Below are 17204 nucleotides of genomic sequence, written 5' to 3'. Positions count from 1 at the left end.
CCTCTCCGCAGGTTTCCGAAATTGTAAAAATCAGACATTTAAATTTCCCGGAATTCCGTGCCCTCTGCTTTGCCCGAAAAATAATAGCCAGGATGATAACCTGTAAATGCTTTTACGTCATGTATAAAATGTGATTGGTCGTAGTAACCGCATTCCAGGGCTATTTGTGTTAAGGTTTTGGGGCTATTGTATTGTTTCAGAGCCTCCTGCAACCGTACCAGGCGCATATAGGTTTTAGGGCTAAAACCGGCATACTGCTTAAATTTACGATCGAACTGCCTTGCCGACAGGCTGTAAGTATCAGCCAGTTGAATAACAGGCAGTCGATGTTTACCGTGTATAACATGGCGAATGGCCGTGATGATCCGCTCGTCCTTAAAGGTATTTTGCCTTAACCGGGCAATTAAAAATGTTGATAATGTCTCCGCGCGTTTTAAATTATCCGGAGCCAGCATAATCTGTTCTTCCAGCTCGCGACCGGCCTGGTTTAAAAAAGTATCGAAATCAAACGCCTGGTTGCTGGTTTCACTGCTGGCAACGTTAAAAAAATAAGGCACTGCAAAAGGGTAAATATATGCGCCAAAAATGCCAAAGCTCTGGGTGGTGATAAAGCGCCGATATTGGGTGGTTTGAAACTGGATGCCCGATGGCCCTGCGTTTTGCCCGCTTTTATCGGTTAGTTCGTTAAAAGAAGATTGGTAATGAAAAACCAACTCCGTACAACCATCGGCAACCGAGCGGTAAGTATACGATGGCTCATCCGGCCCCAGTTCATGCTCAAGCACCCAGTAAAATCTTACAAAGGGTTTTAGCTCGGCCGGTGGCTGGATGGTGAAATAACGCATGGTTTGATTTCGGATTTGGGATGTTCGATTTCGGATTTGATTAAATTTAGGATTTTATGGTGGATAAAGTGTGAAATAAAAAAAGAAGAAATCTGCTGTGTAGTTGATAGTCAATACAAAAAACAGCCGCAAATTCTAAAACTTGCGGCTGCAATTAAAAATATCGAAGAACAGGTTATTTAACCCTCGTGTAAATAGCGGTGTAAGCTGAAGGTGTATCCTTTAAAAAGTACATAGTTATCCTGTTTGCACTGGCATTAAAATAAGCATCATCTCCTTTTAACGGCGCATTTTTAAATATCATGAGTTGGTTGTACCGGGTTGAGCCAATTACAACCGAGGTATCCTTCACTGTATATTTCGAACTGATAACAATGCCCCGGTATGATGTACTACTGTAAACCGAATCGGTAATGACTACCCTCGACACGCCATCGTCGGTAATATTGTGCTTTGTGCCGTCAAGATCAATTTCGGTTGTAACTCTCCATGTGCCGGAAAGATTGTAATTATTTGATTCGGCCGAATTATCATCTTTCGAACAGCCGTTTAATGATAGGATAACCGCAGCCGCTAATACGCTTAAATATTTTTTCATGGGATGTGACGTTATATAAAGATATAACGAAGAAAATAAGACGAGCGCTACAATGGGCACGCAGAAAGTTATTCGCCAATAACTAATAAACCATTACTTGCGGTTTCAAAATACCGAAGCAAACGATTTAATACCTCGTGCTTTTTTAACTCCTTATTCGTTTTACCCTCCAATAACTCAGCTTTAATTAAAGAAATAATAAGTTCAACGTGATCAGGATATATCCGGGTGGTGCCATAAGGATCAATTTCGACACCCGATACTTTCTTCAACTTTACTAATACCTCCTGTAAAGTTCCAAAATCAACATGTTCTATTTCAAAAAGTCTTTGACGATGTTGGGTGTCGGAGATATCGTAAAAATCTAAAGGCATAATTAAAAAATCTTATACTGCTCGTTTCGCAGGTATTCAACATTTAATTGAGATCTCAGCAATAAGCAAATCCGAAATCGAACATCCCAAATCCGAAATCAAAAACTAAAGCCCCTTCGCTATCGCCTCATAAACCACATCCTGAATCCTCGGCCTGATATTCAAACTCAGCAATTTGCTGGCCACCGATGGGTGTACCCTGTTGGATAGGAATACATAAACCAGGTTATACTTCGGATCGACCCAGATACAGGTACCTGTAAAACCGGTATGACCATAAGCCTGATCTGATGCCAGTTTGGATGGGTAGTGCCGCTCGGCAATCGGATCCCAGCGGTCAAAACCCAAACCTCTGCGGCTTACCGGCGATTGTTTGGACGTGAACAGGTCAACCACTTCGGGTTTAATATACTGGTAGCCACCGTAGCTGCCGCGGTTCAGCATCATTTGGTAAAGTATGGCAATATCATTAGCGCTGGCAAATAAACCGGCATGCCCGGCTACTCCGCCAACAAGGGCCGCCGTGGGGTCATGCACATAACCATCCAGTAATGAACCACGGTATTCCCTGTCATTTTCGGTAGGGACAATTTGATCGGGACGAAAGCGGTAAAGTGGTAAAAATCCCGCAGTCTGCATCCCCAGCGGGTTATAAAAATGTTCCTGCACGTATTTGTTTAACGGCACCGCGGTAATGTTTTCAACCACCTCCTGCATAAACAGCATGCTTACATCGCTGTAAACATATTGTCCGCGGGTTTTTAATGGCGAGTTAAGCATATCGGGCAGCATTACATCTTTATAATAATCCTTTCGCAGGTAATAATGATCAGATACCTTGGTTGGATAGGCTGCGGATGAATCGGTGCTATGATCTGCCGGTTTTACTTTTTCGAAGGATTGAATATCGGGTATCAAACCAGCCTGGTGCATCAGCACTTCTTTAATCTGGATATCGTTTTTATTGCTTTTGCGGGCCAATGGGATATAATCCCCCAAGGTTTTTTCAAGGCTTAGTTTACCCTGATTCGTTAGCTGCATAGCTTCCATCGTAGTGGCCGATACCTTGGTCATGGAGGCTACGTCAAAAATATCGGTAAGTTTATCGGGTATTACATTATCATAGGTGTGGTAGCCGTAGGCTTTGTTAAATATTACCTTACCATCTTTAGCAACCAGCACTACGCAGCCGGGGGTGGCATGCTCGCGCATGGCTTCCTGGGCTATTTTATCAATGCTCTGCAAATTGGCTGCGTTAATACCGGCTTCTTCGGGCACGGTGTATTGCAGCCTTGTTTTTTCGGTAACAAAACCCATCCCTGCTTTATAAACATTACTGTAGGTTTTGGTAAGCTTTTGGGTGATGGCAATGCCGCCAAAAATAGCCTCGGCGCTGTACATGGCCGATACCTGCGATACGCGTTCCGTCCATATTACCGGCGCGGTAATAGCGTCCAATTTACCCAGAACGGCCCCGTTGCCAAAGGCTGCCACAATTACGTTTTTATTTTTTTGATTACTGCTGATAAAATCCAGCACATCGGCATTATTCAGGTCGGCATCGTTAACCTGTACAATAATGGTGTTGTAAAATTTAAGATCGGAGGTGAGGTTAGCCAGCGTTTTATTACCGCTGTAGCTGTTGCCATCAAACAAAGTAACCTTGTTGTATTTGGTAAGCAGGCTATCAAAAACAGTTGCATACTGATTACTGAAATGTACACTTGCAATTTTCAGTTCGTCCAGCTTTTGCAGCGGAATCAGGTATGAAGCATTATTAAGCAGCACGGTTGAGTTGCCAACCAACCTTTCTTCGGCAATAAAGGCCTGGCCTGTAAGCATCGGCGGGTTTTGTGCGCAGGCGGTATTAAATAATGCAAAGCCCGATAATACTAAAAAAACCTGGTACCACTTATTTTTTATCATATACTTTAACTCCGTTTATATAGGTTTTGGTTACTTTGGTTGTTGGTAATTCGCTGCCTTTTACTTTCATGATATCTTTATCCAGTATCACAAAATCGGCGTATTTGCCGGGCTCGATGCTGCCTTTCTCTTTTTCTTCAAAATTGGCTTTGGCCGCCCAGATGGTCATGCCTTTAAGCGCCTCAATGCGGCTCAGGGCGTTTTCTTTCTGGAAGCCCGCGGCAGGGAAACCTTTCAAATCCTTACGTTCAACCGCTGCATAAAACGTGTAAAGCGGGTTAATGTTTTCAACCGGAAAATCGGTACCCAAAGGGATCCAACCGTTCTGATCAAGCAATTGTTTGTAAGCATAGGCGGTTTTGAGGCGCTCTTTACCTAAACGCTTGCCTGCCCAGTACATATCTGATGTGGCATGGGTTGGCTGCACCGATGGGATCACGCTGTATTTGCCAAACATAGCCACATCTTGGGGCGATACAATCTGCGAGTGCTCTATCCGCCAGCGTAAATCATTTTTACCCTTTAGGTTGGCGGCATAAATTTTAAGCATGGTGCGCACTGCCGAATCGCCGATGGCATGAGTACACATCTGGAAACCATGAGCGGCAATTTTTGGTGCTATCTCTTCAAAATGTTTAGGGTTACTCAATAAAAACCCGCTCCATTTGGCCGAATCGGCATAAGGTTTTAGCAGGCAGGCACCTCTTGAGCCCAGCGCACCATCAGCATAAACTTTAAATGACCGCACGTTGAGTCCCGGCGTTTTAATTGCACCTTTTTTAAACAGGTATTCATAGTTTTCGGGTCTGTCGGCAAGCATTACATACATGCGCATTTTCAGGTCGCCTTTATGTTGCAGCTCGTTAATAATGTTTACCATGGTGTATGGCAAACCGCAGTCATCAACCGTAGTAAGCCCGGCCGCAAAACAGTTTTTTTGTGCCGAAAGTAAAGCCGTATCAACCATTGCCGATGTTGGTTCAGGTATTTTGCGGGTTACAATGCCTACCGCATTATCAACCAGTACGCCGGTAAGTTTGCCGTTGCGGGTTTCAATTTCGCCGCCAACAATGGTTTGCCCCGGTTTAACACCGGCAATGTTTAAAGCTGCCTGGTTAGCTATAGCGGCATGCCCGTCAACCCGGCTCAGCAGCACCGGGCGCATCGGGAACAACGAATCGAGCTTGGCTTTATCCGGAAAATGTTTGTCGGCCCAGTCGTTCTGGTCCCAGCCGTTGCCTATAATCCAGCCGTCAGTATTACGCTCGGCATAAACCTTTACCGAATCTACTATCTCGGGCCAGCTTTGCGTACCTACCAGGCTAACCTGCTGCAAGCCCATGCCATACTCGTAAAAATGTGCATGAGCATCAATAAAGCCCGGGTATACAGCAGCGCCTTGTGCGTCAATCACTTCGCGGGCATTGTATTTTTGTTCCAAACTATCGGCGCTTCCTACTGCAAGTATTTTTCCTCCGCTCACCACAAATGCACTGGCTGTTGTAAAATTACTGTCAACGGTGTAAACAACTGCGTTTTTCACCAGCATATCGGCATTGTATTCTTTTTGTTTGCAGGCAGCCGCCAGTAAAAGCAGCGCGGGCAATAGTCTCTTCATATTAAAGCAATTGTATATTTATTGTAATTGTATCAAGCTGCAAATGTATATACAACTATCTAATCATAAAGTTATGCCATCAAATATTTAATTTAGCATCGAAATAGAAATTGAAGGGAAATTATTTTAGATGTCAGATATTATACAGCTTTTACCGGATGCCGTTGCCAACCAGATTGCCGCGGGCGAAGTAGTTCAGCGACCGGCGTCGGCGGTAAAAGAGTTGGTGGAAAATGCTATTGATGCCGGGGCCGATAAAATCCAGCTGATTGTTAAAGATGCCGGTAAAGCGCTGATCCAGGTTATTGATAATGGCTGCGGAATGAGCCTTACCGATGCCCGGATGTGCTTTGAGCGCCATGCCACCTCTAAAATACGCAAGGCTGATGATCTGTTTGCCATCCGCACCATGGGTTTCAGGGGCGAGGCTATGGCTTCTATAGCGGCTATTGCCCAGGTTGAGCTGAAAACCCGCCGCCATGAAGATGAACTGGGTACCTGCATCACTATCGAAGGTTCGGAAGTGATCAGCCAGGAGCCGTGCTCGGCCCCAACCGGCACATCAATCGCTGTAAAAAACCTGTTTTATAATACCCCCGCCCGCCGTAACTTTTTAAAAAGCAACCCGGTAGAGATGCGTCATATTATTGACGAGTTTCAGCGAGTGGCTTTGGCACATCCGCAGATCTTTTTCACGCTGCATCATGATAGCCAGGAGGTATATCACCTGCCTGCAACAGCGCTTAAACAGCGTATTGTACATCTGTTTGGCGCTAATTATAACCAGCGTTTGGTTCCGGTTGAAGAAGATACAACTATTATAAAACTACGCGGCTTTGTAGGTAAGCCCGAGTTTGCCCGTAAAACCCGCGGCGAGCAGTTCTTTTTTGTAAATAACCGCTTTATCAGGGATAGTTACCTTAACCATGCGGTAACCACGGCATTTGAGGAGTTGTTACCTGATGATTGCTTCCCGTTTTATGTGCTCTTCATTGATATCGATCCATCAAAAATTGATATCAACGTACACCCCACCAAAACCGAGATCAAGTACCAGGACGAAAAGGCCATTTATGCCATCATCCGCTCTGCAGTAAAACGTGCGTTAGGTAAGTACAACATAACGCCTACTTTAGATTTCGACCAGGAAAACAGCATCGAACACCTCATTACACCAAAACCATTTGAGGAGATCATTGCGCCTACCATATCATTCAACCCCAACTTTAACCCTTTTGCCACCACCGAAGACAAGCCCCGGCAGGAACATCCTTTTTTAAGGGAATCATCCGGAGGAGGGTATCGTAAGGAATCAATCCCGCAAAACTGGGATACACTGTACGAGATCAGCAAAAAAGAAACACTTTTTCAGCATGAAATTCATGAAGAAAAAACCATTGCGGTTGAGGAGCAGGAGGTAAGTAAACCAAGCGAGGCGCAGTTGTTCCAGATCCATAACCGGTTTATCCTGTCGCAAATTAAATCGGGCTTTATGTTGATTAACCAGCAGACGGCACACGAACGCATTTTGTACGAACGGTTTTTGCAACAATTGCAAAACCATTCGGGGGTAAGCCAGCAAAGTTTATTCCCGCAGTCGGTAACACTAAACGGCAGCGATTTTGAGTTATTGAGAGAGTTATTGCCGGATATCCGCGCGTTGGGTTTTGATATCCGCGAGTTTGGTAAAAATACAGTTGTTGTTGAAGGAATCCCCGCCGAACTGAATAACGTAGGTGAACATGAACTTTTAGAACATTTATTGGAAGGTTTTAAAAACAATATGGCCATCCTTAAATTAGATAAACGTGATAACCTTGCCCGCTCGCTGGCCCGCAACGGAGCCATTAAAACGGGTACCAAATTATCGCTGGAAGAAATGAACCAGTTGATTGATCAGCTTTTTGCCTGCCAATCACCCAACCAGGCGCTGAATGGTAAGCCTGTAATCAGTACCTTCACCATGAATGAATTAATGGAACGCTTTGAAAAATAGCCCTGTGGCTAAATTTATATATGAACGGATACAATCAATCGCCTTTTGCCAATATCACGCCCGTTGTTAAAAACCTGCTGATTATTAATATTATCCTATTTATTGGGGTAAATACCATGGAGCTGGTTAATATTAACCTGTATAAATGGCTTGGCGGCTATTACTTTAATGCTCCAAACTTCCACCTCTGGTCGTTTATCAGCTACATGTTTTTGCATGCCGATTATCATCAGCCTGCCCATATTATTTTTAACATGTTCGCCCTTTTTTCGTTCGGGCCGATATTGGAGCAAACCCTGGGATCAAAAAAGTTTTTTAACTTTTACTTTATCTGCGGTATAGGCGCTATGCTTTGCCAGATGCTGGTACAGGCCTACGAGGTGCATGCCATTACCGGCGGTTTTACATTGAGCAATGTAAGCGCCGATCCGCAGGATTTTTCGGCTTTTGCGCCTTACGGTATGTTGGGAGTAAAGTTGTATTCCATATACAATGTACCTATAGTAGGTGCGTCGGGGGCCATTTTTGGTTTACTGGTAGGCTTTGGAATGCTGTACCCTAACCTCGAGATGATGGTATTATTTATTCCTGTACCGGTTAAAGCCAAATACATTATCCCGGCGTATATAGTGTTTGAATTGTATATGGGTTTAAACCCAATGGAAGGCGATTCGGTAGCGCACTATGCCCACCTTGGCGGGGCGCTTGTGGGCTTTTTAATGATTAAAATATGGCGTTTGCAAAGGCCAAACAATTTTTATTAATTACATTAGTTATCATGTAATATAACTTTATTATGAGCACTCTTTGGCAAAATATCCAGCACAAAATATTACGCTCAGGTAATAACATCAGGTTGCTAATCAGCATTAATGTTATTGTTTTTTTGGCTATCAACATCTCGGCAGTTATTGAGCAGGTTCTAACTCATTTTGGCGATGGCAAGATCCTTCAATTTACAGATGAATACCTGAGAATGTCGGCCCATTTGCCAACATTACTTAAACACTTCTGGACGCCTTTAACCTACATGTTTATGCACGCCGGAGTGCTGCATATTTTATTTAATATGCTTTGGCTGTATTGGATGGGGCAGATATTTGAAGAATATTTGGGCAATAAGCGCACTATCGGCCTCTATTTAATGGGGGGACTCGCAGGAGCCCTGTTTTATGTGCTTGCGTTTAATTTACTGCCTGGTTTTACAAGTATCAATGCTGCGCGAGGCAGTACTATTGTAGGTGCTTCTGCCAGTGTGATGGCTATTGTAGTAGCAACGGCCACTCTGCTGCCCGATTATACCATATCGCTAATATTGTTTGGCCCTGTTAAGCTTAAATGGCTGGTTTTTGTTATTTTAGTATTAGACTTTTTAGGAATAGCCAGCGGCAATGCCGGCGGCGAAATTGCCCACCTCGGCGGTGCTTTAATGGGCTTTATCTACATCAAACAATTACAAAAGGGAAATGATTGGGTAGGCAGCATAGCCAAGCTATTTAAACCGAAACCCAAACTAAAAGTGGTATCAAACAACGTGGGTAAAAATCCGGCCGATTACCCTCGCCAGGACGAGATCGACCGCATTTTGGATAAAATCTCGCAATCGGGCTATAACAGCCTGAGCAAGCAGGAACGTGAAACCCTTAAACGAGCAAGTAAACAGGATTAAATGATAAAAAAAAGGCAAGGCATATTCGGCAGGATCCTGTTATGGATCAACCTGTTTTTTTGCGTGGCTTTGCTTATCAGTTACCTGGCGCCTTATGTCGATCCGCGTAAGGCCTGGCTTATCGCCTTTTTCGGGCTGGGTTACCCCCCTTTATTGCTTTGTAATATCATTATGATGCTATATTGGCTGCTGCGCAAACGCTGGCAGTTTTTATTTTCGCTTGTAAGTATTTTGGTGGGATGGACGGTGCTTACCAACAATATCGGCTTCAGGTTTAGTTCGGGTTTCAGCAAAGCTCCCGGGCTTGATGTAATCAGGGCTATGACCTACAATGTGCATAATTTTAAACACTTTGGCTTTGTAAATGATATTTCAACCAAGCACGAGATACTTGAATTAATTAACCAGGAGCAGCCCGATGTAATTGGTTTTGAAGAGTTTTTTACCCGCAATAAAGGCCAGTACGAAATGCGCGACTCGATTTGCAGGGTATTGGGTACAACTTACTTTTATTTTGAGCCTTTTAACTTTAATTACCTCGAGGCTATTGGCATGGCCATTTTTTCAAAATACCCAATTGTTAACCATGGCCTCATCCACCTGTCAGACGAACGGGGTTCGGGCAATCAATGCCTTTATGTTGATGTTAAAAAAGGCACCAAAATGTTCAGGTACTATGCCATTCACCTGCAATCCATCAACTTTAACCCGGAGGATTATAAATACCTCGATAGCGTATCAAAAAAAGGCAAAACCGATTTGGAGGCTACCAAAAAACTGGGCAGCAAGCTTAAGCTGGCATTTATGAAGCGCAGCGAGCAGGTGTTTAAAATTAAGGCTCACGCTGCACAATGCCCCTACCCCTATATTATTGCCGGCGATTTTAATGATACCCCCTCATCCTTTGCGGTTAACCAGATGGCAAAAGGCCTTACCAATACGTTCAGGGAAAAAGGGTCGGGCCTGGGGCGTACCTATAACGGCGATTTCCCTAACTACCAAATTGATTACATCATGACCAGCCCCCAGTTTGAAACGCTGAGTTATAAGGTGATCGAAAAAAAGCTTTCAGACCACTACCCTCTTCGCAGCGATCTCACCCTCAATTAAATTGCCTCGCGTTTGTAAAAATATATAGCGGCAATACCGGGCATTAGCTTAAATTTGAAAAAATCGTAAGTTTGCGCCATGCAACAAAATTTGTTTGTTTACAATACTTTATCCCGTAAAAAAGAATTATTTAAACCGCTTAACGCGCCACATGTTGGCATGTATGTTTGCGGCCCTACTGTTTATAGCGATGTTCATTTAGGCAACTGCCGTACCTATATATCTTTCGATTTAATGTTCAGATACCTTACCGCCATTGGCTATAAGGTACGTTACGTGCGCAATGTAACCGATGCCGGTCACCTGGAAGGTGATGCCGGAGACGAGGGCGAAGATAAAATTGCCAAAAAAGCCAAGCTGGCACAGCTTGAGCCTATGGAAATTGTACAAAAATACACTGTTGGTTTCAGGGATGTGATGCGCATTTTAAATAACCTGCCCCCAAGTATCGAGCCTACAGCCACCGGCCACATCATTGAGCAAATTGAAATGGTAAAGGTGATTCTTGAAAAAGGCTATGCTTACGAGGTAGATGGCACTATTTATTTTGATGTTGAAAAATATAACAAAAGCCAGGATTACGGCATACTGAGCGGCCGCAACCTCGACGATTTGATGAACAATACGCGCACGCTTGGCGGCCAGGACGAAAAACGCGGCAAGCTTGATTTTGCCCTTTGGATAAAAGCCAAACCCGAGCACCTGATGAAATGGCCTTCGCCATGGGGTGTGGGTTTTCCGGGCTGGCATTTGGAATGCTCGGCCATGAGCCAGAAATATTTAGGCAGCCATTTTGATATTCACGGCGGCGGGCTTGACCTTGTGCCTACGCACCACACCAACGAGATTGCACAAAACGTAGCCTGCTGTGGTACAAACCCGGCTACATACTGGGTACATACCAATATGCTTACGGTAAACGGGCAAAAAATGTCAAAATCTTTAGGGAACAGCTTTTTGCCCCATGAGCTTTTCAGCGGCGAAAACTCTATCCTCAATAAAGGCTACAGCCCCATGACGGTACGTTTCTTTATGCTGCAGGCTCACTACCGTAGCACCCTCGATTTTGGTAACGAGGCCATGGAAGCATCCGAAAAAGGTTTTAAACGCCTCATGAACGCTTTTGCCCTGCTAACTGACGGCTTAAAAGCCTCTGCCACTACCGAGGTTGAAATAGCACCATTGATGGAACGCTGCTACGCCGCTATGAACGATGATTTTAACAGCCCGGTATTAATTGCAGAACTGTTTGAGGCATCGCGCATCATAAATTCTGTATATGATGGCAAAATGAAAATAGATGCGGCTAACCTGGAGCAGTTAACTACGCTGATGAACACCTTTGTGGTTGATGTGCTGGGTTTACAAAATGAGCAGGCCGCTAATGACGATCTGCCCAAAGTATTAAACTTTATTGTTGATCTGCGCAGCGGCGCTAAAGCCAATAAGGATTATGCCACATCGGATAAGATCCGCGATGGGTTATCGCAGATAGGTTTCCAATTGAAAGATAGCAAAGAGGGCACTACCTGGAGTAAGGCGTAGGTTAGAGGTTAGAGATTAGTGATTGGAGAATAGAGATTAGTTGTTCGGGGGTAACTATATAAAAAACGTCATTGCTGATAAGTAAAAGCTGAGGCGTCAGAAGGAAATAAGACATCATTTTCTTGTCATGCTGAGGAACGAAGCATGACAATGTTGAATAGGTACAAAGTAATGACGTCATTACATCAAAGATAGCCCCCTAAAGCGAGTTATAATACCCAAATAACTTAGCCAACGCTACATCACTTTTAAAATCAACTTTGTTTGCTTTAAGATATTCCTGCATTTTATCGGCCTTATCATTCATGGCAGCCAGTACTGTTTTTTGCGATGGCTTTATTTTAACCATCTGGTTGTTGGCAAATAAATAATAGCTGTTACTGGTAACAAGCGTTCTGGAAACTATCTGCGATGAAAACTCGGTTGATTCAAGCACTTTCTTTTTGTAATATCTCAGCAGTTTTATTTTCCCGTCGCCAACCACCTGGTAAAAAGTTTTGTTGGTTTGATCATCAACCGCCGGGAAACCGCTGGCAAAGGTGATATCAGCCTGGTCGCTTTCTTCTAATCGAATCCCTTTTATCGAAAAACTTTTCACCGGCTCAACAAAGGCTAAAACCGCCGAATCTTTTGGATTTTTAAACAGTAACTCATCGCCGCGGAGGTTGTAATTTAATATGGCATTGGCCGTTTTGCCGTTGGCAAAATCAACGGTGGCCGTGTACCAGGTTTCGGTAAGCAGCGGATTTCCCTGTACGCCATCATTGGTTTTGAGGTAATACGGGCGCCCTGTATAGTCCTGAAGATACTGTGCTTTAGCCTGCGCGCCAATAAACAGGAACAGCACGATGCAGTATAAATTGTACTTTTTCATGAATAGAGTTTATATTGGTTTAAACAAAAACGGATGTGATCGGTTATGAAGTTAATTATTTTTTTTAATTACTTCAGTTTTAAATGATCAGAGTTATTCTCCGCAATTATTTGCCCGTATTTTCGTTTCATCATCAAATAAAAATAACGCCATTGTTAAATTATGTTATGTGCCTCTGCGCATTTTGACTATTGCGTTTCCTACTTAAAATTTATTACTAAATTGCTCCCTTAAAACCCCGCTACACGCATGAAAAAAATCATATTAGCTGCTACATTTATTGGTTATGGCGTTTTTGCTTTTGCCCAGGACGTTGTTAATGTAAACAAGGTAGTTAGTGTTGAACAGGCTTTTAATAAGTTAGTTGAACGTAAAGGTATAAAAGATGGCTTTTTGGCCGTTGCCGATCCGGAAGGTATTGTATTTAAGCCCGAGCCGGTTAAAATTGTTGATTTTTACAGTAAGATAGATAAACAGGCCGGCAAGCTGAGCTGGGAACCTAAATTTGCCCGCATCTCGGCCAACGGCGATCTGGCTTTTACCGCCGGCCCCTATGTATATCAAAATAGTAAAACCGAAGATGATAAAGTTTTTGGCGACTATGTATCCATTTGGCGCAACAGCGGCGACGGTAAGCTTAAACTGCTGATAGATCTGGGCATTCAGCACCCTGAGGCCGAAGAAGAAGCGATTACCGACTTTAAAGAACCAGATCCGGCGCAGCGCTCGGGCCCGGCTAAAGATCCGTTTGGAGCCAAAAATGTAATTATCGGTACCGATAAAACATTTAACCATGGTTTAAGTCTTTCAGCAATGGCCAGCTATAAAGAGTTTTTAAGCCCGGAAGGCCGTTACTATTTCCCCGGCTTTTCGCCAATGACGGGTACCGATGTGGTGATGAAGTTTATCAATAACGAAGCCATCAGCATCACTGCCGAAACTACCGATGGTGGCCGCTCATCAAGTAACGATCTGGCGTACACCTATGGCCACGCCCGCATTACCAAAGGTAACGTGGTAGGCAATTACAACTATGTACGCGTTTGGGAAATTGACAAAGCCAAAAGGTGGAATATCCTGCTGGAAATTTTCTCACCTATTGAGAATGAGTAATTAGTGATTAGAGGTTGGAGATTAGAGGTTAGTATCACCTCCCGGAGAAAGATAAAAGGCCTTTGCAGTATTAAGTTGCAAAGGCCTTTTACTTTTTATTTATATTATCCTTTTTATACTAATTCAAACTGCTGCGCCAGTAAACGGTATGATTCCAGCCTGTCTTCAAAATCTTCTGTGATGGTAACAACCATAATTTCATCTACTCCATAATCATTGGCCAGCCAGGTAAGTTTAAGTTTCAGCTCGGTTGGCGAACCTGCAATTACCCGGTAGTTATTGGCGCGCAGGCGCTCCTGTTCGGCCGGGGTATATTCAACATCTTTTACATCATCATAGCTCAGCGGCACTATCGGCCCGCCTTTTTCAAATTGTAAAAAACGGTGGTTCATTACAGCGATGTGCCGGCGCACTTTTTCGGGATCTTCCGAACAGAAAACAAATATAGCCACATTGGCTTTCGCCTCCGCCAGATCATCCGAAGGTTGAAAACGGTCGCGATACATTTTAACATTTTCGGGCCCGCCGTTAGGGTTAATAAAATGTGCAAACGAGAAACCCATACCAAAATGCGCGGCAAACAAACCGCTTTGCCCGCTCGAGCTTAGCAACCACATATCGGGCACAGTTTTTACCTGCGGGATAGCCCTGATGCGGGCCTGGATGGTTCCCGGCTCGTAGGTATCGTGAAAATAGCTCTGCAAATCGGCCAGTTGCTCAACAAAATCCTGCTCGCTGAATTGGTTTGAGGGATTCAGCGCCGCGGCCGTAATCCTGTCGGTACCCGGCGCACGCCCCATGCCCAAATCAATGCGACCGGGGAACAAGGCCTCCAGCATCCTGAAATTTTCGGCAACTTTAAGTGTACTATGGTTAGGCATCATAATGCCGCCCGACCCCATGCGCATGTTTTTGGTTTCGCCGGCCAGGTGGGCCAGCAATACCTCGGGTGTGGAACCGGCAATAATGCCCATATTATGATGTTCTGAAACCCAGAAACGGGTATAACCCAGGGTATCGGTAAGTTTTGCCAGTTGTACGGTTTCCTGTATGGCCTGCGCGGCAGTAGCCCCCTTGCGTATCGGCGACTGGTCGAGCACGCTTAGCTTAATTTTATTTGCGCTCATATATTCAGTATAAACACAAAAATAAACATCAGGTTGCAGGCGGGCTTTATGCCAAAGGTTTTATGGCATTAAGATTACCATTCCGGAACGATGCGTCCAATATAAATAATAAAGGCAAGTGCGTTTAGCTAATCGGTTCAGGCAACTGCGCTTTTGCTATTTGATGCTGTATACCATTTGGATAGCTTGTTCATCAACTCATCCAGCTTTACAGGTTTGCTTAGGTAATCGTCCATGCCGGCCTGTAAGCAGTCCTGTTCATCGCCTGGCATGGCGTTGGCCGTAAGCGCTATAATAACGGGTTGTTTAACATCAGCTCTACGGATAACACGGGTAGCTTCAAGCCCATCCATAACCGGCATTTGCATATCCATTAATATCAGTTCATAATTACCCAGTTCCGTGGCTTCTACAGCTTCCAACCCGTTTTTTACCATACCGGGTTTATAGCCCATTTTGCCAAGAATGTGTTTTATTACATGCTGGTTTACCTCGTTATCTTCGGCAATCAGGATGTTGAAAGGGTACTTATCACAAAAATCAACAGAGAGCTTGCTTTTAACCTGTTTATCATCACTGATGGCCGTTTTTTCGCGCAGCGCCATAAAAACCTGCTTGCCCAGCACCTGCTGCTTGATAGGCTTATTCATTACCGAGGTGAACAGGCCGCGCTGATGCTTAATCAGGTCTTCACCTACCGAGCTGAGTAATATGATAGGGATGTGGCTATACTCGTCTTTAATTAGTTTGGCCAGCATAGCGCCATCCATAACCGGCATGTGCATATCGGTAATTATAAGGTCGATATCTTTATTTTTCTGTAACACAACCAGGGCTTCAGCACCCGATTCGGCAAGTATGGGCTGCAGGTTCCAGTTTTCAAACTGGCGGCTTAAAATGGCCAGGTTGGTATGATTATCATCAACAACCAGTATTTTTTTGCCCCTCAAATCTTCAATATCGATGTTGATAGGCGGTGCCGATGAAGCTACGCCCGGATAGGCGTTAATAGTAAAATAAAACTTTGCCCCCTCTCCCGGTTTGCTTTCAACGCCAATGCTGCCGCCCATTAATTTTACCAGCTTCTCACATATAGCCAATCCCAAACCGGTACCGCCATATTTGCGCGTAGTTGATGAATCAACCTGCGAAAAAGCTTTAAACAGGCGGTGCAATTTATCTTTGGGAATGCCGATACCTGTATCCCAAACATCAAAACGCAGTTTCAACAAACCGTCGGTTTCTTTTTGCAGGCAGCTTATTTTGATACCAACCTCACCCTTTTCGGTAAATTTAATGGCATTGCTTACCAGGTTAATCAAAACCTGTTTCAACCGTAGCGGATCACCGATAATATTGGTTGGCAAATCTTCGGTTATTTCGTAAACCAGGTCGAGGCCTATTTGCCCGCCTTTAATGGCAAACATATCCATTACATCCTCTACCGATTGGCGCAGGTTAAAATCCTCCTGCTCCAGATCGAGATTGCCCGACTCGATCTTCGAAAAATCGAGGATATTATTAATTACGTGGATCAGCGTTTCGCCGCAATTGATGATGGTTTCGGTAAACATGCGCTGCTCATCATCAAGCGGCGTTTCGCTCAATAGCGCGGACATGCCGATAACCCCATTCATCGGCGTACGGATTTCATGGCTCATGGTAGCCAGGAAGATACTTTTTTCCTGGTTAGCCTGGTCGGCGGCTAACCGTGCTTTCTGCAATTCCTGGTTCGACCGGTTAAGCTCGGTATTGGCTTTGGCCAATACTTCTTCATTATGTTTACGCTCGAGCGAAAGCAGTGCCTCCTTTTGCAGTTCGGCCATCTGGATTGTTTGAAAAATCCTGATCTCGTTATATTTTTTTAATTGATAGCCCCACAAACCGCATATAAACATAATTACACCGGTAAGCAGCGCGTGGATAACAAAGGTTTGAAAATCGAAATAATTAAGCTGTGTGAAATAGATGCCGTTATAGCCAATATCCTGCAGGTAGCTGAACGTTGCGTGGTGTATAATTACCACAATAAGCAAAGGGATCTGCAGTTTCCAGTTTTGATAGGTGATAAGCAGGGCGCTCGAAATAAATGCAAAAAAATGCATCTCGAACAAACCATGCATCTGGTAAATGTACTGGGCCATAAAAATGCCCAATATAGCTCCCAGCACATACTGATACAGGTTTGAATTGGGCAGCAAGATCTTGGTTGTATAGTACGCCACAAGGCAAATACTGCCAACGCCAATGCCAATAAGCCAGGTATCGTAAAAAAAAGCCAGTACAATGCCCAGCAAAAAGTGAATGGGCAAAAAATAATTCATGAGCCTGTCTGACCGATCTTTGATCTCGGTTTGGAAAAGCATGTTATGTTCGATGGAGGCTGTCAATATTTTAATTTTTGGGGGT

Annotated in this window: 14 protein-coding genes; 6 read left to right on the top strand and 8 right to left on the bottom strand. The window is 44.1% G+C overall.

The features are described from left to right. Positions 1–38: 38 nt before the first annotated feature. The 5 genes from HYN43_RS26640 to HYN43_RS26620 all read right to left on the bottom strand — a co-directional run bounded on the left by HYN43_RS26640 (position 39) and on the right by HYN43_RS26620 (position 5361). Complete coding sequence (locus HYN43_RS26640) at positions 39–845, bottom strand: helix-turn-helix domain-containing protein (RefSeq protein ID WP_119406903.1); 807 nt, start codon at positions 843–845, stop codon at positions 39–41. Positions 846–1020: 175 nt separating this feature from the next. Further along, the gene (locus HYN43_RS26635) at positions 1021–1443 is read right to left on the bottom strand and encodes a hypothetical protein (RefSeq protein WP_119406902.1); all 423 of its coding nucleotides are present in this window, start codon (positions 1441–1443) and stop codon (positions 1021–1023) included. 68 nt (positions 1444–1511) lie between these two features. Next, positions 1512–1817 (bottom strand): hypothetical protein, encoded by a 306-nt coding sequence (locus HYN43_RS26630; RefSeq protein WP_119406901.1) that lies wholly within the window; start codon positions 1815–1817, stop codon positions 1512–1514. Positions 1818–1922: 105 nt separating this feature from the next. Further along, positions 1923–3743, bottom strand: coding sequence for a serine hydrolase domain-containing protein (locus tag HYN43_RS26625; RefSeq protein ID WP_119406900.1), 1821 nt, complete (start codon positions 3741–3743; stop codon positions 1923–1925). After that, a complete protein-coding gene (locus HYN43_RS26620) occupies positions 3730–5361 on the bottom strand; it encodes an amidohydrolase (RefSeq protein WP_119406899.1) in 1632 nt (543 codons plus the stop codon). The genes HYN43_RS26625 and HYN43_RS26620 overlap by 14 nt, the downstream gene beginning before the upstream one ends. 130 nt (positions 5362–5491) lie before the next feature. Here HYN43_RS26620 and mutL point away from each other — a divergent pair, with 130 nt between their 5' ends. The 5 genes from mutL to cysS all read left to right on the top strand — a co-directional run bounded on the left by mutL (position 5492) and on the right by cysS (position 11681). After that, complete coding sequence (gene mutL, locus HYN43_RS26615) at positions 5492–7357, top strand: DNA mismatch repair endonuclease MutL (protein ID WP_119406898.1); 1866 nt, start codon at positions 5492–5494, stop codon at positions 7355–7357. A gap of 20 nt (positions 7358–7377) precedes the next feature. Further along, positions 7378–8121 (top strand): rhomboid family intramembrane serine protease, encoded by a 744-nt coding sequence (locus tag HYN43_RS26610; RefSeq protein ID WP_119406897.1) that lies wholly within the window; start codon positions 7378–7380, stop codon positions 8119–8121. Positions 8122–8153: 32 nt separating this feature from the next. Beyond that, on the top strand, positions 8154–9026 hold the full coding sequence (locus HYN43_RS26605; protein WP_119406896.1) for a rhomboid family protein: 873 nt from the start codon (positions 8154–8156) through the stop codon (positions 9024–9026). Next, positions 9027–10136 carry an endonuclease/exonuclease/phosphatase family protein gene (locus HYN43_RS26600; RefSeq protein WP_119406895.1) on the top strand — a complete coding sequence of 370 codons (1110 nt, stop codon included), beginning with the start codon at positions 9027–9029 and terminating at the stop codon, positions 10134–10136. A gap of 78 nt (positions 10137–10214) precedes the next feature. Then, positions 10215–11681: a cysteine--tRNA ligase gene (gene cysS / locus HYN43_RS26595; RefSeq protein WP_119406894.1), complete on the top strand. Its 1467-nt coding sequence runs from the start codon at positions 10215–10217 to the stop codon at positions 11679–11681. A gap of 199 nt (positions 11682–11880) precedes the next feature. On the opposite strand, the gene HYN43_RS26590 is transcribed toward cysS, so the two are convergent. Then, positions 11881–12555, bottom strand: coding sequence for a hypothetical protein (locus HYN43_RS26590; protein WP_119406893.1), 675 nt, complete (start codon positions 12553–12555; stop codon positions 11881–11883). Between the two features lie 249 nt (positions 12556–12804). Here HYN43_RS26590 and HYN43_RS26585 point away from each other — a divergent pair, with 249 nt between their 5' ends. After that, the gene (locus tag HYN43_RS26585) at positions 12805–13668 is read left to right on the top strand and encodes a Cif family virulence factor (protein ID WP_119406892.1); all 864 of its coding nucleotides are present in this window, start codon (positions 12805–12807) and stop codon (positions 13666–13668) included. Between the two features lie 113 nt (positions 13669–13781). Here the strand turns inward: HYN43_RS26585 and HYN43_RS26580 are convergent, their stop codons facing one another. Together HYN43_RS26580 and HYN43_RS26575 are read right to left on the bottom strand one after the other, a co-directional pair. Then, the gene (locus HYN43_RS26580) at positions 13782–14795 is read right to left on the bottom strand and encodes an LLM class flavin-dependent oxidoreductase (RefSeq protein ID WP_119406891.1); all 1014 of its coding nucleotides are present in this window, start codon (positions 14793–14795) and stop codon (positions 13782–13784) included. 137 nt (positions 14796–14932) lie between these two features. Next, complete coding sequence (locus HYN43_RS26575; protein ID WP_162996643.1) at positions 14933–17161, bottom strand: response regulator; 2229 nt, start codon at positions 17159–17161, stop codon at positions 14933–14935. Positions 17162–17204: the final 43 nt, after the last annotated feature.

This window comes from Mucilaginibacter celer, assembly GCF_003576455.2.
GTDB lineage: Bacteria > Bacteroidota > Bacteroidia > Sphingobacteriales > Sphingobacteriaceae > Mucilaginibacter > Mucilaginibacter celer.
The sequence above is the reverse complement of the archived record's forward strand: the minus strand, read 5'-3'. Positions and strand labels throughout refer to the sequence as shown.